Source organism: Achromobacter sp. 10T422 (assembly GCF_056394065.1).
Window position 1 is genome coordinate 274,703 of sequence record NZ_JBFTHD010000004.1, and the last position, 18,837, is coordinate 293,539.

The 18,837-nt window shown below is 66.1% G+C and carries 17 protein-coding genes; 10 read left to right on the forward strand and 7 right to left on the reverse strand.

Annotated features, from left to right (window positions below; translation table 11 throughout):
• Nucleotides 1-10: 10 nt before the first annotated feature.
• The 3 genes from AC1DB0_RS11835 to AC1DB0_RS11845 form a co-directional block, all read right to left on the reverse strand.
• Nucleotides 11-2,020, reverse strand: a complete 2,010-nt coding sequence (locus AC1DB0_RS11835) for a LamG-like jellyroll fold domain-containing protein (protein WP_476756927.1) — start codon at nucleotides 2,018-2,020, stop codon at nucleotides 11-13.
• A gap of 147 nt (nucleotides 2,021-2,167) precedes the next feature.
• The gene (locus AC1DB0_RS11840) at nucleotides 2,168-4,117 is read right to left on the reverse strand and encodes a PhoX family protein (RefSeq protein WP_476756928.1); all 1,950 of its coding nucleotides are present in this window, start codon (nucleotides 4,115-4,117) and stop codon (nucleotides 2,168-2,170) included.
• Between the two features lie 353 nt (nucleotides 4,118-4,470).
• On the reverse strand, nucleotides 4,471-6,450 hold the full coding sequence (locus AC1DB0_RS11845; protein ID WP_476756929.1) for a PhoX family protein: 1,980 nt from the start codon (nucleotides 6,448-6,450) through the stop codon (nucleotides 4,471-4,473).
• A 239-nt stretch (nucleotides 6,451-6,689) separates the two neighbouring features.
• Between AC1DB0_RS11845 and AC1DB0_RS11850 the strand changes: the two genes are divergently transcribed.
• A complete protein-coding gene (locus AC1DB0_RS11850; protein WP_054426095.1) occupies nucleotides 6,690-7,133 on the forward strand; it encodes a general secretion pathway protein GspC in 444 nt (147 codons plus the stop codon).
• A 190-nt stretch (nucleotides 7,134-7,323) separates the two neighbouring features.
• On the opposite strand, the gene AC1DB0_RS11855 is transcribed toward AC1DB0_RS11850, so the two are convergent.
• A complete protein-coding gene (locus tag AC1DB0_RS11855) occupies nucleotides 7,324-7,554 on the reverse strand; it encodes a hypothetical protein (protein WP_342067412.1) in 231 nt (76 codons plus the stop codon).
• Nucleotides 7,555-7,596: 42 nt separating this feature from the next.
• On the opposite strand from AC1DB0_RS11855, the gene gspG reads away from it, so the two are divergent.
• The 8 genes from gspG to AC1DB0_RS11895 are packed head-to-tail and all read left to right on the forward strand — an operon-like array spanning nucleotide 7,597 to nucleotide 12,879.
• Nucleotides 7,597-8,025, forward strand: coding sequence for a type II secretion system major pseudopilin GspG (gene gspG / locus AC1DB0_RS11860; RefSeq protein ID WP_054426097.1), 429 nt, complete (start codon nucleotides 7,597-7,599; stop codon nucleotides 8,023-8,025).
• Nucleotides 7,997-8,485 (forward strand): type II secretion system minor pseudopilin GspH, encoded by a 489-nt coding sequence (gene gspH / locus AC1DB0_RS11865; protein WP_054426098.1) that lies wholly within the window; start codon nucleotides 7,997-7,999, stop codon nucleotides 8,483-8,485. Before gspG ends, gspH begins: the two co-directional genes overlap by 29 nt.
• Nucleotides 8,472-8,873 carry a type II secretion system minor pseudopilin GspI gene (gene gspI / locus AC1DB0_RS11870; RefSeq protein WP_054426100.1) on the forward strand — a complete coding sequence of 134 codons (402 nt, stop codon included), beginning with the start codon at nucleotides 8,472-8,474 and terminating at the stop codon, nucleotides 8,871-8,873. The genes gspH and gspI overlap by 14 nt, the downstream gene beginning before the upstream one ends.
• Nucleotides 8,870-9,496 (forward strand): PulJ/GspJ family protein, encoded by a 627-nt coding sequence (locus AC1DB0_RS11875; protein WP_476756930.1) that lies wholly within the window; start codon nucleotides 8,870-8,872, stop codon nucleotides 9,494-9,496. The genes gspI and AC1DB0_RS11875 overlap by 4 nt, the downstream gene beginning before the upstream one ends.
• On the forward strand, nucleotides 9,493-10,530 hold the full coding sequence (gspK, locus tag AC1DB0_RS11880) for a type II secretion system minor pseudopilin GspK (RefSeq protein WP_245636410.1): 1,038 nt from the start codon (nucleotides 9,493-9,495) through the stop codon (nucleotides 10,528-10,530). Before AC1DB0_RS11875 ends, gspK begins: the two co-directional genes overlap by 4 nt.
• Nucleotides 10,527-11,519, forward strand: a complete 993-nt coding sequence (gene gspL, locus AC1DB0_RS11885; protein WP_447981450.1) for a type II secretion system protein GspL — start codon at nucleotides 10,527-10,529, stop codon at nucleotides 11,517-11,519. The genes gspK and gspL overlap by 4 nt, the downstream gene beginning before the upstream one ends.
• Nucleotides 11,516-12,121: a type II secretion system protein GspM gene (gspM, locus tag AC1DB0_RS11890; protein ID WP_054426104.1), complete on the forward strand. Its 606-nt coding sequence runs from the start codon at nucleotides 11,516-11,518 to the stop codon at nucleotides 12,119-12,121. The genes gspL and gspM overlap by 4 nt, the downstream gene beginning before the upstream one ends.
• Entirely contained in the window at nucleotides 12,121-12,879 is a 759-nt protein-coding gene (locus tag AC1DB0_RS11895; protein ID WP_447981447.1) for a type II secretion system protein N, read from the forward strand. Before gspM ends, AC1DB0_RS11895 begins: the two co-directional genes overlap by 1 nt.
• A 209-nt stretch (nucleotides 12,880-13,088) precedes the next feature.
• On the opposite strand, the gene gspE is transcribed toward AC1DB0_RS11895, so the two are convergent.
• Together gspE and gspD are read right to left on the reverse strand one after the other, a co-directional pair.
• Nucleotides 13,089-14,516: a type II secretion system ATPase GspE gene (gene gspE / locus AC1DB0_RS11900; RefSeq protein ID WP_054426109.1), complete on the reverse strand. Its 1,428-nt coding sequence runs from the start codon at nucleotides 14,514-14,516 to the stop codon at nucleotides 13,089-13,091.
• Nucleotides 14,513-16,900, reverse strand: a complete 2,388-nt coding sequence (gspD, locus tag AC1DB0_RS11905) for a type II secretion system secretin GspD (protein ID WP_476758667.1) — start codon at nucleotides 16,898-16,900, stop codon at nucleotides 14,513-14,515. Before gspD ends, gspE begins: the two co-directional genes overlap by 4 nt.
• Nucleotides 16,901-17,102: 202 nt before the next feature.
• Here gspD and gspF point away from each other — a divergent pair, with 202 nt between their 5' ends.
• A complete protein-coding gene (gene gspF / locus AC1DB0_RS11910; RefSeq protein ID WP_054426370.1) occupies nucleotides 17,103-18,308 on the forward strand; it encodes a type II secretion system inner membrane protein GspF in 1,206 nt (401 codons plus the stop codon).
• 173 nt (nucleotides 18,309-18,481) lie between these two features.
• Here the strand turns inward: gspF and AC1DB0_RS11915 are convergent, their stop codons facing one another.
• Nucleotides 18,482-18,820: a P-II family nitrogen regulator gene (locus AC1DB0_RS11915; RefSeq protein WP_006218942.1), complete on the reverse strand. Its 339-nt coding sequence runs from the start codon at nucleotides 18,818-18,820 to the stop codon at nucleotides 18,482-18,484.
• Nucleotides 18,821-18,837 lie beyond the last annotated feature (17 nt).

The window sequence follows — 18,837 nt, forward strand, 5'->3', positions numbered from 1 at the left end:
CCAGGAAACATCAGGGAAACAGTTCGGAAACGGACTTGCCGGACATGGCCAGCGACTTCACTTCGTCTTCGGTCAGCGCGCGGGACCAGAAGGCCAGGTCGTCGAAATACATCGTGTACGGGCCTTTGGTGCCGGCGCAGCAGATGCCGTAGGTGCCGCGGCCGTCTTCGTTCAGGCCAATGTGCGGGCCGAACACGCCAGCGATCTGCGCCAGGTTCACCGCGGCCGTGCCGGTGACGCGGCGCGAGAAGCCGATTTCACTGTCGTACACGTAGGCGGTCATGGTCTTGGCCGTCTTGTCGATGGCCATGGCGATGTAGACCGGCTTATTCGGCGTGAACTTCACCCCGTTGATATCGACGCGCGTGCCGCCCGCCAGGTTGAAGCGCAGCTCGGGGCCGGCCCACTGGGCGATGGTGATGCCAGGGTTGCCGCCGGAGTTGTAGTCCTTGTTGCCCAGAATGGAACGGTCGTTTGCCGTACCGTCCGACTGATACCAGAAGCCGATGGTGAACGCCTGCACGCTGTCCAGCATGCCTGCCGGGTAGTCCAGCTTGAAGGCGCCCAGGGCGGCCGAGCCGCGCTCGTTCTGGAACATCTTGCCGAACACGCCGGCATCCGCAAACGCCGGGGTCTGCGCACCGTCGTACGGCGTGATGACGCCGCCGCCTGCCGCCAGGTCGGTCACATTGCCTTCGAACGGGAACAACATCGTCAGGCCAGTACGCAAGGAAGCCAGCAGCGGCACGGGCTTGGCGTAGAGCACCGAAGCGCGCGTGGCGCTGACGGCGCGGCCGGCCGACACGCTGTAGTTCAGCGTGTGCACGCCTTCGGTGTCGAAGGTGAAGCCGGTATCGGCATAGTCCGTGGCGGTGCCGGGCAGGCGGGCCACTTCAACGCCATCGCGGCTGACCACGATGTCGCCATCGGGCTCGCCCACGCGCACCCACGACAAGGTCACGGTCTTGTTGTCCATGGACGTGCGCGCTTGAACACGGCGCACCGCCAAGGTTTCAGACAGCGACGTGCCGGCCATGTCGTACTGGCCTGCGGGGGGCAGCGCGCTCAAGTGCGCCAGCACCGTGGGCGCCACATCCGCAGCGCTGGGCAGCGCGTACCAATTGTTGTCCCACACGCCATCAAACGAGGCGTCGTCCGCGGTGCCGCCCAACATCGCCGGCTGGTTCGAGGCCAGCACGATGGTCTTGTTGGCCGACAGCGGCAGGCCGTCGCCCACGCCCGTCTTGCCCAGGCCGTGGCTGGACGCCACCACCATCAGCCAGTTTTCGTTCGGGTGTTCGGCACGGCGGTCGGCGATCTGCTTGGCCAGCACGCCCACGGCCGCGTCCGTCTGGCGGATGACTGCGTCGTAGTTGGCGCCAAAGCCGTTATCGGACGCCGCGCGTTCCGGCGCGCCGAACTGCGCCACCACCAAGTCATAGCCTTCCGTGATGCGGTCGCGCGCCTGGGTGGCGACGCAATCGTCCACGCCTGCGCAATCGGTCAAGGCTTGCAGGTAACCGGCGTCGCGGTCGCTGCCCACCAGGCCGGCCAGCAAGGGCGAGTTGAACGCGCCGGCGGTGCGCGCCTCAGGATGCGCCGTCTTCACAAGCTGGAACAGGCTGGCCGCCTTCAGCGCCTGGCCCGCGGCATTAGACCGCACGCCATGCACGTCGGCCCACTGGCCCGAGAGCAGCGTCGCCCAGCCGGGCGCGGCCAGCGTGGCCTGCTGCGTCACACTGCCCGTGACGCCGCCCGTCCAGGCGCGCGTGGCGGTTAACTGGCCAATGTTCGGCAGCGTCTTGTCCGCCACGCCGCGACGCATGGCGTCATAGGTCAGGCCGTCGACACCAATGAACAACACCTTGTCGACCTTGGCCTGCCCCGGCTCGGTAACGGGCGGCTGCGTCGGCGGAGCGGGGGTCGCGTCCTCGCCGTCGTCATCGCTGCCCCCACAGCCCGCCAATGCGCTGGTGGCCAGCAACATGGCGCACCATCTTCTCCAATTCGATGCTTGCATCTTCTCTTCTCGTTTCATGAACAGGGTTTTTCGCTGGGCACATAGTGGCGGCCCAACGTGAAAGACCCATGAAACAAAGGGCAGAAAGATTGATCGTCGAATCAGGATTCTTTTGCGCAACCCTTCATGCTGTCTTGCGCGTGTGAATCAAGGGGTGATTTTCACCCCGGTCAGATAGCCTACCGACGCACCAAAACCGTTGCGGTAGCGGGCGTTCACCAGCGGTTCCAGCACCGGCCGTACCGTGGCATGCACGGGGTGCCAGTCAGCCGTGTGCTGAAAACTGCTGGTGATGTATGTCCAGCCGTTGATCTCATCCACCGCATGCAGGCCGGTAGATTCCGCAGCCACGGGGCAAGCCAGCACGCGCGACAACACGCGGGTGTCCACGTTGAACGCCCACAGGAAACTGTTGATGCGCCCCATGCTGTCTTCGCCCACGAACAGCGTGCGCAGCGTTTCCGAGAACTTCAGGTTGTCGGGGTTTGACACCCGCTCGGTGTGATGGCGGTTGCCCAATGCATCGGGCTGCGGCAGCATTTCGCCCACCAGCTCTGGCACGGCGGCCATGTCCACGGGCACCCAATCGCTGGCAATCGCCCGCCCCTGGGTGTCCGCCTGCCCGGCCATCATGCGCATCTGATACACCGCGCCCGCTTCCGGGCCTTGCACATGCAGGTGCGGCGAGGTGCCGTCGGTCATGGAAGATTCAATGTGCGACATGGCCGTGTACGCGATCTTGTCCCGCGCGTTCACCGTCGTGCCTTCCATCTTCGAGAACGCCAGCGTGCCGCCGGCAAGCGCCGCGTAGCGATGCGTTTCCAGAAAGGCAGCGGCCTGCCGGCGTCCGGGATGCAGTTTGACCCAGTTGTCTTTGCCGTCAAAACGAATACGCGTGTAGGCGGCGTTTGCAGGGTCTTGCGTGCGCACGTCCATGATGTCGGCGGCGGTAAGCTGGCCGGCCATGTCTTCGATCTCATCACTGGTCGCGTGGCCCAATCGAATCCAGGTAAGCGTGGCCGCCCCGGGGCCGACGCCGGAGGTTTGCGTCCAGCGCGCTACGTACAAGGTGCCGGACGACAAGTCCGCCTTGCGGTCGGCCACGAACATGAAGAGGCCGCCGTTGGTGGCGTCGTCGCCCATCAGTGCGGTGCGCTGGTCGGGCATGACCTGCACCAGCTCGTGCGAGATACGCCCCAGGCAATAGTGTTTCTTGACCGTGCCCGTGCCGTCGGCATGCACGGTTACCTCTGGCAGATGGCCGTAGTGATAGGGGTTGGCTTTTTTGGCATCGCCGAACACATGGCCGCTGAAGTCGCGAAACGATTCGGACGCGTGCGCCGTGGTGGCGTCGGGTTCGTACTCTTCGCTGGACAAGTGGGTGTTCCAGGGCGACAGGCTCGCGCCGCAGGTGTTCCACAAGCCGTGTACCGGCGCGGTGTCCACATTGCTGTACTTCACCAGGCTGAGCTTGCCGGTAGCCAGATCTTGCGACAAGGTCAGCACCGCCATCGGCGACGGCAGCCGCACCCACATGTCGGCGCCCGCTTGGTTGCGCGTGACGTATTCAAACTGCACCACCGCGTACACGGTGCGCGCGGGCGGCCCGGTCGCACCGTCGGCTTCGCCTTCGGACCGGTCCAGCGTCAGCAAGGACATGCCATCGGGACAGTCCGAGAAAAACGGGCGCGTGCGGCCGCGCACCGAGCGGTCCAGGATGGGCGCGCCGTGGATGTCGTAGATGCCGCCCGCGATAACCGTGCCGCCGCGGCCATCAGGTACGGCATCGCCCGTTATGAAGAACGCCTCGTAGCCCAGTTGCACGCGGCGGCGCGAGCCGTCGCTGAACACCAGGTCCATCGCCGACTCGACCGTCGTGCGGGCCAGCTGTTGCGGGTCGGCCAGTGTGGGCGCGGGCATCGAGATGAATTCGGCGGACAGGAAGGTGGCAGGTTGATGGGCGGCGGACGCGCCGGACTGGCTGCCTGACAGCAACGCGGCGATGCCCGCGATGCCCGTACTGCCCACTGGCAGCATCGGCAAAGCACCCAGCATCTTGAGGACTCGGCGGCGATCGGGATGGCTTGGATCTTTCATGTGTACGCTCCTTGCGGTAACGAACCAACAGTGAAAAAACTGAGACAACACGTGGGGCAACTGCGAGGCCGAGCGCCGGAGGCGCGGCCTTCGACGCCGAGTGTAGGAGGCAGCCCTCGGGGCCGCGTGCGCCGTTACACGCATGTAATGAGTCCCTGCCGGCATCTGATCTGCCAACGCCGGGGCTAAAAATGCATCAGGGGACCGGCAAGCCGGTCCCCTGATATCACGGCGTCAACCCGACAGGGCCAAGGCCGCATTGCGCTGCCGGAGTTCCGGTCTTATGCGCGGTCCTATGCGCGGTGTTTTGCGCGGTCCTGTGCGAGATCCTTTGCGCGGTCTTATGCGTGGTCCTATGCGCCGATCTTCACGCCCGTCAGATACCCCACCGCTGCGCCGAAGCCGTCCTTGTAGTTGGCCTTGACCAGCGGTTCCAGCGTGGGACGCACCACCGCGTGCACGCTGCCCCAGTCGGCCGCGTGCTGGAAATTGCTGGTGATGTAGGTCCAGCCGTTGATCTCGTCCACCGCTTGCAAGCCGGTGGATTCTGCCGCCACCGGGCAGGACAGCAAGCGCGACAGCGCCTTGGTGTCCACGTTGTACGCCCACATGAAGTTGTTCACGTGGCCGCCGCTGTCTTCGCCCACGAACAGCGTGCGCAGCTTTTCCGAGAACTTCAGGTTGTCGGGGTTCGAGATGAAATCGGCGTTGTGCGTGTTGCCCAGCGCATCCGGCGTGGCCAGGGGCTTGCCGATCAGCTCGGTCACGGCGCCCATGTCCACCGGCACCCATTCGCTGTCGATCGCGCTGCCGTCGGTATCCACCTGGCCCGCCTTCATGTGCAGCTGGTACACCGCGCCAGCGGAGTTCGCTTCGACCTTCAGGCCCGCAACCTTGCCGTCGATCATCGACGATTCAATACGCGACATCGCGCTGTAGGCAATCTTGTCCTTGGCGTTGACGGTGGTGCCTTCCATCTTGGTGAAGGCCAGCGTGCCGCCCACCATCGCCGCATAGCGGTGCGTTTCCAGGAAGGCCGCGGCTTGGCGGCGGCCGGGTTGCAGCTTCACCCAGTTGTCCTTGCCGCTGTAGCGGATCTTCGTAAACGAGCCGTCAGTCGGGTCAATGGTGCGCACGTCCATGATGTCGGCGGCCGTCAGTTGGTCAGCCAGTTCCTTGACTTCGGCGCTGGTGGCGTGGCCCAGCTTGATCCACTTCAGCGTGCCGGCGCCCGGGCCCGTGCCCGAGGTCTGCGTCCATTGCGCCACGTACAGCGTGCCGGCCGACAGGTCCGCCTTGCGATCGGCCACGAACATGAAGAGACCGCCGTTGGTGGCGTCGTCGCCCATCAGCGCGGTGCGCTGATCAGGCATCATCTGCACCAGCTCGTGCGAGATGCGGCCCATGCAGTAGTGCTTCTTGATCGTGCCGGTGCCGTCCGGCAGCACCGTCACTTCGGGCATGTGGCCGTAGTGGTACGGATTGGCCTTGGTGGCATCGCCGTAGACGTTCAAGCTGTAGGTCTGGAACGACGGCGTGGTGCGGGCGGTGGTGGCGTCCGGCTCGTATTCTTCGCTGGACAAATGCGTGCCCCACGGCGACAGGCTGGCGCCGCAGGTGATCCACAGGCCATGCACCGACGACGTATCCACGTTGCTGTACTTCACCAGGCTGAGCTTGCCCGTGTTCGGGTCTTGCGACAGCGTCAGCACGGCAATCGGCGACGGCAAGAGGCCATACATGTCATTGCCGGCCTGGTCCATCGATTGGTATTCGAACTGCACCACGGCGTAGACAGCGTTGCCAGCAACGCCGGGCACCGTCGTGGGCGCCGACAAAGCCAGAAGCGACGTGCCATCCGGACAGTTCGAGAAAAACTGGCGCGCCTTGGCGGGCACCGAGTTGTCCATGATGGGCGCGCCGGCCAGGTTGAAGTAGCCGCCCGCGACCATCGTGCCGCCCTTGCCGTCCGGCACGGTATCGCCCGTCATGAAGAACGGCTCGTAGCCCAGCTCAACCGTGCGCTTGGACCCATCGCTGAACGTCAGCGACAGGGCCGAGCTCACCGTCGTGCGCGCCATCAGTTCCGGGTTGGCAAGCGTGGGCGCGGCCATCGGCGTGAACGAGGCCGACGTGAACGTCACCGGCGTACCGGGCGTCACGGGCGCATTGGGATCAGGGTTGGGCTGCGGGGTGGACGAGTCATCATCGTCATCGCTCGAATTACAGCCGGCCAGCAGCGCAGCCATGCTGACGCCGCCAATCGGCAGCATCGGCGCGCCTCCCAGCATCTTCAGGAGTCGGCGGCGATTGGCTTGATTCGTGTCTTGCATGCGGGTTCCCAGTTGGATCGAATGAATGCCCGGCTGTTAAGCCCAAGCGTGACCGCATTCTGGATAAGCGCCGTGTAAGGCCAATGACAGAAAGCTGTACAGAACCTGAATCCAGAAACAAAAGACCATCGCGGGCTTGTCATGAACAACCGCTATAGTCGGGCGCGTCGCTTTTCGCCTTGCTTTCGTTTCCTCTTTCGCTTCCTCTTTCGCTTCCTCTTTTGCGCCGTCGCTGCCCCATGCCGCTGTCTTTCCGCCCCGCCCTGCCCTCCGCACCCGCCGCGCTGCGCGTCCTTGCCGTGCTGGCTTTCGCCGCTGGCGTGGGCGTGTGGGCGTCCATTCTGCTGGCCCCACGCCCCGGCCCGCTGCCGCCCGCAGTATCCGCCAGCGCGCCGCGCGCGGCCGACAACACGCCGGTAGCGTTATGGTTCGGCAAAGACGAAGTGATGCGCACGCAGATCAGCGTGCTGGGCTTGATCGCAGCCGGACCCGATGGCGCGGCCGTGCTAAGCGTGGATGGCGGCCCGCCATTGGCGTGGCGCACAGGCGATGAAGTCGCCCCGGGTATCGTGTTGCGCGATATCGCCGTGGACGCCGTGACGGTAGAACAGGGGGGAAGAATGAATCGCCTGGCCACCCCCGCCGCGTTGGTAGCGCCGGCGGGAATTGCGCAGGTGAATTAAATGCTGAGTGGTCGAACCTTGCGTCGTAGAACGATGCTTAGTTGAACGTTGCTTGGTTGAACGATGCTTGGTTGAACGATGCTTAGTTGAACGATGCGTCGTCGAACGATGCGTTCTTCAAAGCCCCGTCTATGCGGATCAGGCGGCGCGTCCTTTCAAGCGCCCTTCAATCCGCAAACCAATCTGCCAATCAGCGTTTGCGGCCAGCGGGCCGGCCCATTTGCTTGCGTCCCGCCATGTTCGACAGGGATGATCCCGTCGGCTTCTGCGTGGCGGCAGCCAGCTTCTTCTGTTGAAGCGCCTTTTCAACCAACGCCGCCAAACCAGTCGAAGACTTCTCTTTTGTAGCCATTACCGCTCCTTGTAGAAGGGCCATGGTAGCAGGCCGGCCGATTCGCACCGCATTACTGTCATATTTCATGTCCACAATTCCGGGCTTCTACCGAAAGACCGGAGTTGTAAAGTGCGTCAGTTACCGCGCGGGCTTGCCCGCCAGCAAGGTTTCACCCTGATCGAGATCATGGTGGTAATTGTGATCATGGGGATTCTGGCGGCCCTGATTGTGCCGCGCGTGCTGGATCGCCCTGATCAGGCACGGCAGGTGGCCGCGCGCCAGGATATCGGGGGCATCATGCAGGCGCTCAAGCTGTACCGGCTGGATAACGGGCGTTACCCCACAACCGCGCAGGGTCTGCGCGCGCTGGCGGAAAAGCCGGATGGCGCCAACAACTGGCGTGGCTATCTGGACAAGCTGCCCAATGACCCCTGGGGTCATCCTTATCAGTACCTGAGCCCCGGCGTGAAGGGCGATATCGATGTGTTCTCGTTCGGCGCCGACAACAAGCCCGGGGGCGAAAACGGCGATGCCGACATCGGTTCCTGGGAACTCTGAGCGCGGCTTCACGCTGGTTGAAGTGCTGGTGGTGCTGGTGATCGTGGCCATTGCCGCCAGCATGGTGAGCCTGTCCATCGGCAAGCGCGACAACGGCCTGCGGGCCGACGCGCAGCGCCTGGCGGACGCGTTCACCGTGGCGCAAAGCGAAGCCCGCAGCGATGGCCGCGCCATCCGGTGGCTGGCGAATGACCAGGGCTGGTCGTTTGAACGCGCGGGCCGCTTGCCCGGCCCCAGCGCACAGGAAGACGTGCCCGTGCCGGTTGACCGCCTGGAGCACGACGAGATGCTGCGCCCGCAATCCTGGCAGGCGGGCGTGGTGCAACTGCGCCTGACCCCTGACCGCCCGCTTGTCTTCAACACCGAATGGGTTGCCGACCCGATCACGCTGACCCTGCGCGCGGGGGACGCCACCGTCACCTTGCAACGCGACGCCTCCGGCCGCTATGACATCCGCTGAACCGCCCCGCCCCGCTGATCGCCAGCGTGGCTTCACCCTGATTGAAGTGCTGGTGGCGCTGGCCATCATTGCCGTTGCGATGGCGGCCGCGCTGCGCGCGACGGGCGTGATGTCGGCCAACAATCGCGCCTTGCAGGACAAGACGCTGGCCTTGCTGGCCGCGCAGAACGCGCTCACGCAACTGCGGCTGGAGCAAAGCCTGCCGCGCGCCGGTTCGCAGACGGTGCCCTGCCCGCAAGGCGGGCGCGCGCTGCAATGCGAACTGGTCTTTACCAATTCCATGAACCGCAGCTTCCGTCAGGTGTCGGTCAACGTGCATGACACGGCCTCGCCCCGGCCCGACGCCGTGCTGCTGCAACTGGACGGGCTGCTGTCCAGCCTGCGATGACGATGCACCGCGCGTTCCCAACTCCCGCCCGCCGTGCGCAGGGCGGCTTTACGCTGATTGAAGTGCTGGTGGCGCTGGCGCTGATGGCGCTGGTGAGCCTGATGGCCTGGCGCGGGCTGGCCAGTGTGTCAAACGCACGCGACTGGATCGAACAGCAGGCCGAAGACACCGACGCCATCGTGCGTACGCTGGGCCAGATGGCGCGCGATGTAGAGCTGTCTTACACCGGCCCAAGTTTTGATTCGCCGGGCAAAGACGCCCTGGCCTTGACCAGCGGCCTGCGCCTGCTGCGGCGAACCAGCGGCGGCCAGACGTTGGAACTGCTGCGTCCCGATGCCGATGGCAACGGCCTGTGGCAGCGCGTGCAGTGGCAAGTGCGGGCAGATGGATTGTGGCGCGCCAGCGGGCCGGCCGCCCCGCGCAGCCCGCTTCCGGCTGCCGTGAATGGCGTGCTGCTGTTGCCGGGGGTGCGGGTGCTGAGCGTGCGCGCCTGGGTGCCCGGCACCGGCTGGGTCGACGTCAACGCCAGCTTTGGCACCGCGCCCACCGGCATCGAAATCACCTTGGAACGCGGCGCGGCCGCGCCGCCGCAACGCTACACGCGCATCCTGGAGCTGCCATGACGAGCCAATCATCGCGCACGGCGTTGCGTCCGCCTTCGCGACTATCATCGCCCTCACCCGCGCAGCCGACATCACGCCAACCATCGCGCTCCCCCTCGCTCCGCGAGCGTGGCGCCGCGGTCATCAGCGCGCTGATCATCGTGGCCATCGTGGCCGCGCTGACGACCAGCCTGTTCCAGCGCCAGACCGCCAGCACCCGCCGCATGGAAAACGAGCTGTCGCGTGTGCAGGCGCGCGTGATGCTGGCGGGCGGCATCGACTGGGCGCGCCTGGTCATCCGCGACCACGGCAAGCGTGAATCCACGACGCGCGGCGATCAGATCTGGGCGACGCCTGTGCTCGACACCCGTATCGAACGGCCGGGCGACGACCGCGTGGCCGTGTTCTCGGGCCGCGTGCAAGACGAACAGGGCAAGTACAACCTGAGCAATCTGGCGCGCAATGGCGTGCCGCAGCCCGAGCAGGAAAAAGTGCTGCGCCGCTTGCTGAATGTGCAGCAACTGCCCGACACGCTGGCCGCCCACCTGATCGACATCATCGCCGCCGCCCAGCCCCCTGCGCTGGCGGCCGATGCGCCGTCATCCCCCAACGGCCAACCTACGGCCACGCCCGATGCGCGCGCGCCGCTGCCGCGCGGCGTAGATGAAATTGCCGCGCAGCTGGGTCTGGACACGCCCGAGCGCAACGAAATGCGCCGCACGATGACCGTGCTGCCCACCGCCACCAGCGTCAACGTCAACACCGCGCCCGCCGAAGTCATCGCGGCGCTGGTGCCTGGCCTGTCGCTTGCCCAGGCGCGCGCCATGACCGGCGAGCGCGACCGCGGCAACTGGTTCAACAACGCCGGCGACTTCGCCAACCGCCTGGCTGGCACGGGTATCGAAGGCGCTGCGCCCACCGTCACCACCGCCAGTGGCTGGTTCATGGCAAGCGGCACCGTGGTCTATGAACGCGCCCGGGTGTCGATGCAAGCCCTGGTGCGCAGCGCCCCGCCCGCCGCGCCCGACACGATCTGGACAAGAGAGAACCCTTGAAAAATTCCCTGCGCATTGCGCTTCCGGCCTTGGACGAGTTCACCGCCGACTCGCCCCTGCCCTTTGCCTGGTTCGACCGGCGCGGACGTTGCGCGCAGCAAGGCGAGCTGACCTTGCGCGCGCTGGGCAACGCCTATCCCAACGCCACATGCGAAGCGGTACTGCATCCCGCCGATGTCATCGCCACGACGGTGCAGATTCCCGCCGTGGCGCGCGCCCGCTACGCCGCGGCAGTTCACAGCGCGCTGGAACCGCTGGTGTTGAGCGACCTGGATGCGTTGGCGATCGGGTTTGGCCCACGTGCCGCCGATGGCAGCGTCGCGCTGGCCTGGTCCCCACGCGAACCCGTGCGCCGCGCCTGGAGCCTGCTTAACGCGCATGGCCTGCGCGCTTACGCGTTGATCGCGCCGCAAACGCTGGCGCCCCCGTCATCGCTTCCGCTACGCGACCCGGCCGACCCGCGCTGGCAAGCGCCGTCGCCGTCGTGGTCGCTTGCCATGCCGCAGTTGGCGCCCGCCCGCGTGTCGCGCTGGCGGCCGGTGTGGCGCTGGGGCGCGGCGGCGGCGGTGGTCTGGATCGCAGGCCTGAACATCCATGCCTCTCAGTTGAACGCCGAAGCCGACACGTTGAAAGCCGGCATGCGCCAGCAGGTGCTGGCCGCCTTTCCTGACTTGCCCGTGGTGCTGGACCCGCCGCGCCAGGCGCAGCAAGGCTTGGACGCGCTGCAAGCCAATCGGGGTGCCGCCAGCGCAGCGGACTTCCTGCCGCTGGCGCGCGCCGCTGCGCAAACGCTGCCGTTCGCAGCCGACAAGGTCGCAAAGCTGACCTACGCCGATCAGGCGCTGACGCTGCAACTGGCGGACGCCGACGACAAAGCCCAACGCGTCGCCGAAACCCCCGCGCTGATCCAGCAAGCCGCCGCGCTCGGCCTGAAGCTGGAACGGGGTGACACCGACAACACCTGGCGCATCCTGCGCAAGCAACCATGACTTCGCCACGCATTCATTCATCGATTCTGCGCCTGCAAGCCGCCTGGCAATCCCTGCGCAAACCCATCGACCCGGCGCTTGCCCGCGCGCGGCAGCGGTATCTGGCCCTGGCGCCGCGCGAACGGCGTCTGGTGACGGGCGCCGCCGCGCTGCTGGGCGCTGCGGTGGTGTTCGTGACGCTGATCGAGCCGCCCTTGAACACGATGCGCAAGCTACAGGCCGAACTGCCCGTGTTGCGCGGCCAGGCCGCCACCGTGGCCGACCTGACCACCCAGGCGCGCACATTGCGCCAGCGCTCGGCAGCGCCGTCGGCCTCGATGCCATCCCCCGCCGAACTCGGCGCGAGCCTGGAGCGCGCGGGGCTGCCCGCGGGCATGTGGACGCTGGCGCAAGCGGAAACCGGAACCGGCGTGCAACTGACGTTGAACCAGGCGCCGTCTTCCGCGCTGCTGCGCTGGCTGGATGGCGCGGGCCGCGATTGGGGCTTGGCCACGCAGAACGTGGCGCTCACGCGCGCCGCCAATCCGAACGGCAGGCCGCTGCCCGGCTTGGTCAACGGCCGCGTGACGTTGGCGCTGCCCGACAAGGCAGGAGCCCGCTGATGCCGATACCCCGCTTGAACAGACGTACCGCCGCGCTCTGGCTGGCCGGCGCGGCATGCGCCGTGGCGGCTGGCGTCAGCGTGCTGCCCGCGCGCTGGCTGCTGGCGTTGCAATCGGACGCGTCCGTCGTTGCGCTGGCCGATGCCAGCGGCACCTTATGGCGCGGCAGCGCCTGGATTGCGCTTGGGCCTCAAGGCGCACAGCGCGTGCTGCCGCAAGCCGTGCAGTGGCAATGGCGTTGGGACACGATGGCGCTAGAGGTTACTCACCCCTGGCTGCAAGGGCCGCTGCGTGCGCGGGTCAGCTGGAATGGCCTGTCGGTGCCGGCGCAGTCGTTGCGCGTGCCTGCGTCCGTGCTGCCTGCGCTTGGCGCGCCGTGGAACACGCTGGCGCCCGAAGGCATGCTGGAAATCAACTGGCAGGCGTTGCGGCTGGGCGGTGACTTGCCGGCCGGCCCCATTGCCGACCTGCGCTGGCGCAATGCCGGCACCGCGCTGACCTCTGTCACGCCCGTTGGCACGTATCTGCTGCGCGTGCAAGGTGCGGGCAAGGCAGGTGCGACGCTGGCGCTCACCACCGAAAACGGCTTGCTGACCGTCACGGGACAAGGCAATGCCGGTGCGCGCGGCGTCAGCTTCGAAGGCCAGGCCACCTACGCGGCGTCGGCCAATGAAGCACAACGGGCAGCGCTGGATGGATTGATGTCTACGCTAGGCCGCCGTTCGGGCGACACCGTGACGTTCGGCACCGGCAAGTAAGGCCGCGCCAAACGTTACTGCCGCTGCCCTTGCCGCTGCCCCTGCCGCTGTCCTTGCTGCTGTCCTTGCCGCTGCCCCTGCCGCTGTCCCTGCCTCTGTCCCTGCCGCCGCCCCTGCCGCTGCCCCTGCCGCTGTCCCTGCTGCTGCCCTTGCCGCTGTCCCTGCCGCTGCCCTTGCCGATGGCACGACAGCGGCCGCCCGACCCAGCGCTACGCGTCGCGCGTGACGCGCACGATTTCCTCGGGCGAGGTCTGCCCGCCTTCCACCCAGCGCTGGCCGTCCTGCCGCATGGTGCGCATGCCGGCTGCCGTGGCGGCAAGGCGCAGTTCGCGTTCGTCGCGTCCTTCGTGGATCAGCCTGCGGGCCTCATCATCCACCGTGAACAGCTCATGGATGCCCGAACGCCCGCTGTAACCCGTGTGGTTGCACGTGGGGCAGCCCACCGGATGAAACACACGCATGCCGTCCTGCATCGATGGCTTCTTGCATTCCGGACACAGCTTGCGCACCAGCCGCTGCGCCAGCACGCCCAGCAAGGACGAGGCCAACAGGAAGGGTTCAACGCCCATGTCCGTCAAGCGCGTCACGGCGGACACGGCGTCGTTGGTGTGCAGCGTGGCCAGCACCAAGTGGCCCGTCAACGACGCCTGCACTGCAATCTGTGCGGTTTCAAGATCGCGGATTTCGCCGATCATGATCACGTCCGGGTCTTGCCGCAAAATGGCGCGCAGGGCCAGCGCAAAGCTCATGTCGATCTTGGCGTTGACCTGCGTCTGGCTGATGCCCGACAAGTCGTACTCGATGGGGTCTTCCACCGTCAGGATGTTGCTCGTCGCCGAATCCAGACGGCTTAACGCCGCATACAGCGTGGTGGTCTTGCCGCTGCCGGTCGGCCCCGTGACCAGCACGATGCCGTGCGGCTGGCGGATCAGGCGGTCCAGCTGCGTCAGCACCGTGGGGCACATGCCCAGGCGTTCCAGCTGCAAGCGCCCCGCTTCTTTATCCAGCAAACGCAGCACCGCGCGTTCGCCGTGGCCGGTGGGTAACGTCGACACGCGCACATCAATTGGCCGGCCGCCCACGCGCAGCGCAATGCGCCCGTCCTGCGGTAAACGCTTTTCGGCGATGTCCAGATGCGCCATGATCTTGATGCGCGAAATCAGCGCGGCGTGCAGCGCCTTGCGCGGCGACACCACATCGCGCAAGGTGCCATCCACGCGGTAACGCACCACCGAGTGCGTCTCAAACGGCTCGATGTGGATATCGCTTGCGCCATCGCGCGCGGCCTGGGCGAACAGCGCGTTGATCATGCGAATGACGGGCGCATCGTCCTGCGCTTCCAGCAAGTCGGCCACTTCGGGCATGTCCTGCAACAAGCGATCCAGGTCGATCTCGTTTTCCGCCACGCCCATCACCGATGCGGCGTCTTCGGAATGGCTGTACGCGGCGGTCAGCAAGGTTTCCAGCGCCTCGTCATCCACCTGCGCCAGCGCGATGTCGCCATGGCAGCGGCGAATCTCGCGCACCGCCCATTCCGGCGTGCGCGGGCTGACCGTCAACTGCGCCTGCCCCGCGCGCAGCGACAGCACGGCGCGCTGGGCGCGGGCCCAGGCATAGGGCAAGGGATGCGCGCTCATAGCAGCGACTCGGGGTCCACGGCCACGCTATGCATAAGCGATTGCGACACGCGGATGGGCGCCGACGCGGAACGCTGCGGCGTCATGCCCGGATACTGCCGCACCGCAAACGATTCCACGGTGGCGGGCGGCGGACGGCGCAGCGTGGCCGCCTGCTGCTCGGGGCGCAGGTCATAGGCGTTGTTCGATATCGTCGGCGCGGAACCCGGCGTGGGCAGCATCGGCGCCTGCATGTCGGGCAGCGCCCAGTGTTCGCCCGGCTGCACCGCGGCTTGCGCGCGGCGCATGTAGTCGTAGCGGTCCATCGTGACGCTGGCGCTGCGGTTCGCGTCGCGCACCACGTAGGGGCGCAGGAACACCATCAGGTTGGTCTTCGTGCGCTTGCGCGTGTCGTAGCGGAACAGCGAACCAATCACCGGCAGCGAACCCAAGCCCGGCACACTGTTGGACGTCAGCGTCACGTTTTCTTCCAACAGACCGCCCAGCACGATGATCTGGCCGTCATCAATCAACACGCTGGTGTCGATGGCGCGCTTGTTGGTCACGATGCCAGAGGTGGAATTGGAACGGCTTTCATCGATGCTGCTGACTTCCTGGTAGATGTCCAGCTTCACCGCACCGCCTTCCGAAATCTGCGGACGAATGTTCAGCTTAAGGCCCACGTCTTCGCGTTCGATCGTCTGGAACGGATTCGAACTGCCATTGCTGCCCGACGTCACGTACTGGCCCGTCACGAACGGCACCGTCTTGCCCACCAGGATGCTGGCCGACTGGTTATCCAGCGTCAGCAGGTTCGGCGTCGACAGGATGTTGGCTTCGCCCGTGTTCTGCATGGCGCGCGCCAGCACGCCCAGGTTGATCACCTTATTGCCCAGCACATCAACCGTGCCCTTGACCACGCCCAGGCTCAAGCCGCCGCCGAGGGCGTCGATCGACGTCGGGCCGTTGCCCGTGATGCCGCTGCCGCCCAGGTTGGTGCCGCCGATGAAGCTGGTGCCGTTGCTGTTGATGTTGCCCGCGCCGGTCATCCACTGGATGCCGAATTCCGCGGCCTTTTCTTCGCTGACTTCCACGATCAGGCTTTCCACCAGCACCTGCGCGCGGCGCTGGTCCAGCTGGTCGATCACTTCACGCAAGCTGCGGTACAGCGGTTCCGGCGCCGAGATGATCAGCGAATTGGTGGACGGGTCGGCCTGAATGGTGGCCCCGCCCGCCGAATACGACACGGCCTGCGTGCTGTTGTCTTCACGCGCAATGCGCTCTTGCTCGCCCGACAAGCCGCCCTTGGACGAACCCGTACTGCCGGACATGCCGGACATGCCCTGCCCCGACTGCATGCCGCTGGCCGACGTGTTCTGCGTGCGCGCGCCGCCTTGGGCGCCACCCGTGCCGCCGCTTGCCCCGCCCGCCGCGCCCGGCGCCGAGTTCGCCTGCCCCGTCAGCAAGCCGCCCAGCACTTCAGCGATGCGCGTGGCCTGCGCGTTGCGCATGTACACCACGTGCAGGTTGCCCGCGCGGTTCTGCTGCGCGTCCAGCTTCAGGATCAGGTCGCGCGCCAAACGCGTGCGCGCCGGGCTGCCCGAACGCACCAGCACGCTGTTGCTGCGCGGGTCGGCCACGACCGMAATACGTTGCGTGGGGTCGCTGCTTTGCGTGTCCAGCAACTGCGACGCCAGAATCGCAATGTCGGTGGCGATGCCGGATTGCACCGGCACCACGTCCGTGTCGATCGAACTGGGCACGTCGATGCGCGCGATGACCTGCGCGATGCGTTCCAGGTTATCGGCGTAGTCCGTCACTACCAGCGTGTTGTTGCCGGGATACGCGTTGATGGGGTTGTTCGGCGGCACCATCGGGCGCAGCACGGGCACCAGGTTCGCCGCGTTCTCGTACTTCAAGGGGAACACGCGCGTCAGCATTTCGCCGCTGTTGCCGCCGCCTTTGGCGAATGCCGAAACCGGCACCGGCCCACGCGCAGCGCCTCCTGCGGGCGCACCGCCCACGCTCGTCGCTGGCCGCGTGTTGCCCACCACCGCGCTGCCTTGCAGCTTGGCGTCGGCTTCGGGCACCACGCGCGTCACGCCATCCACATCAACGATGGCGAAGCCCTGCAAGCGCAGCGCGCCCGTCAGCATCGACAAGGCCTGCCCGCTGTCCACGGGCCGGTCCGACACCAGCGTGAGCTTGCCCTTGACGCGCGGGTCCACCAGGAAGTTGCGCTGCGTGAACAGCGACAACGCGCGCAGCACGGCGGGGATGTCGGTGTCGACGAAATTCAGGCTGACGCGGTTGTCCGCCTGTTGAGCATGGGCCGTGCTGATTGCCGGTCCGATTTGGCTTGCCGCAAGCAAGACTGCAAGGCTGAATTGCGCGATGTGACGCATGACGAGGTAGGTGCCTGGAGACGTGAAATCGTGTGAAAAAACGTGAAAGCGCGTCGGAGTATACGGGGTGACAGTGCAACACTACGGTCATATTTGACATGCAACATATCGGCTTGAAACCCATTAAATTCGGGGCTTTTGCGCGTTTTGCATTTGCATTTTTCTGATGCGTTTTGCGTCCGCGCAGCCCCTTGCTTTCACCATGCCTTCCTTTCGATACGAAGCCACTGACGCGTTAGGAAAAATCGTGCGCGGCACGATTGATGCCGACACCGAACGCGGCGCCCGCAACCAGTTGCGCGGCCGTGGCTTGTTGCCCTTGTCTACGGCATTGGCGGCGCGCGCGGAAGGCCTTGGCGCCAGCCTGCGCACCCGCTTGTCGGACGCGGATCTTGCGTGGCTGACGCGTCAGCTGGCCAGCCTGCTGGCCGCGCGCTTGCCCTTGGATGCCGCGCTGTCGGCCACGCTTGAGCAAGCCGAAAAAAAACATATCGCCGCAACACTGGGCAGCGTGCGCGACGACGTGCGCGCGGGCCATCGCCTGTCCACCGCGCTGGCCGCCCGGCCGCGTGACTTTCCCGAGATCTATCGCGCGCTGATCGGCGCGGGCGAAGAGTCCGGCGACCTGGCGCAAGTGATGGAGAAGCTGGCCGACTACATCGAAGAACGCAACACCTTGCGCAGCAAGGTGATGACGGCGTTCATCTACCCCGCGGTGGTGGCCAGCGTGTCGGTCATCATCGTGATTTTTCTGCTGGGCTATGTGGTGCCGCAAGTGGTGTCGGCGTTCAACCACGCCAAGCAGCAACTGCCGTTGCTGACCCGCGTGATGCTGGGGCTGTCGGACTATGTGCGCGAATGGGGCGCGGTGACGGGCGTGGCGCTGGTGGCGGCCATTGTGCTGTGGCGCTATACCTTGCGCGCGCCTGCCGCAAGGCGCGCCTGGCATGCGCGCGTGCTGAAGCTGCCATTGGCCGGACGCTTCGTGCTGGGCGTGAACGCTGCGCGGTTTGCCTCCACCTTGGCGATCTTGTGCGGCAGCGGCGTGGCGTTGTTGACCGCGCTGGAAGCCGCGCGCCGCACCTTGGGCAACGATGTGCTGCGCCTGGCGGTGGACGAAGCATCGGCGCGCGTGCGCGAAGGCGCGGCGCTGTCGGCGTCATTGGGCGCGCAGAAAGTGTTCCCGTCGCTGCTGGTGCATTTGATCGCCAGCGGCGAAAAAACCGGCCGCTTGCCCGAGCTGCTGGATCGCGGCGCGCAGAACCTGTCGCGCGATCTGGAACGGCGCGCCATGGCGATGACGGCGCTGCTGGAGCCCGCGCTGATCCTGCTGATGGGCGGCTTTGTGTTGCTGATTGTGCTGGCGGTGATGATGCCGATTCTGGAAATGAATCAGCTCATCCGCTAGAAGTACGAAGGCGCTCGCCCCSTTGCCGGAGCGAGCGCCTTGGAAGATGACGTGGCCGATATGGCGTTCAGATACGGCGGCCTGATCTGGCGTTCAGAAATGGCGGTCAGAAATGGCGGTCAGAAGTGGCGGTCAACAGGCGGCCTGATCTGGCGGTCAACAGGCGGCGCGGATCACAGTGCTTCTTCGTCGCTTTCGCCAGTGCGGATGCGAATGGCTTGCTCAACGGGCGACACGAAAATCTTGCCGTCGCCGATCTTGCCGGTGCGCGCGGCCTTGACCACGGCTTCGATGGCGGCTTCGACCTGGTCATCGGGCAGCACGACTTCAACACGGATCTTGGGCAGGAAGTCCACCACGTATTCCGCGCCACGATAGAGTTCGGTGTGGCCTTTCTGACGGCCGAAACCCTTGACCTCGGTGACGGTCAAGCCGCTGACGCCGACTTCGGCCAGCGCCTCGCGGACTTCGTCGAGCTTGAAGGGTTTGATGATGGCGGTGACTTGTTTCACGTTGGTCGTCCTGGGTG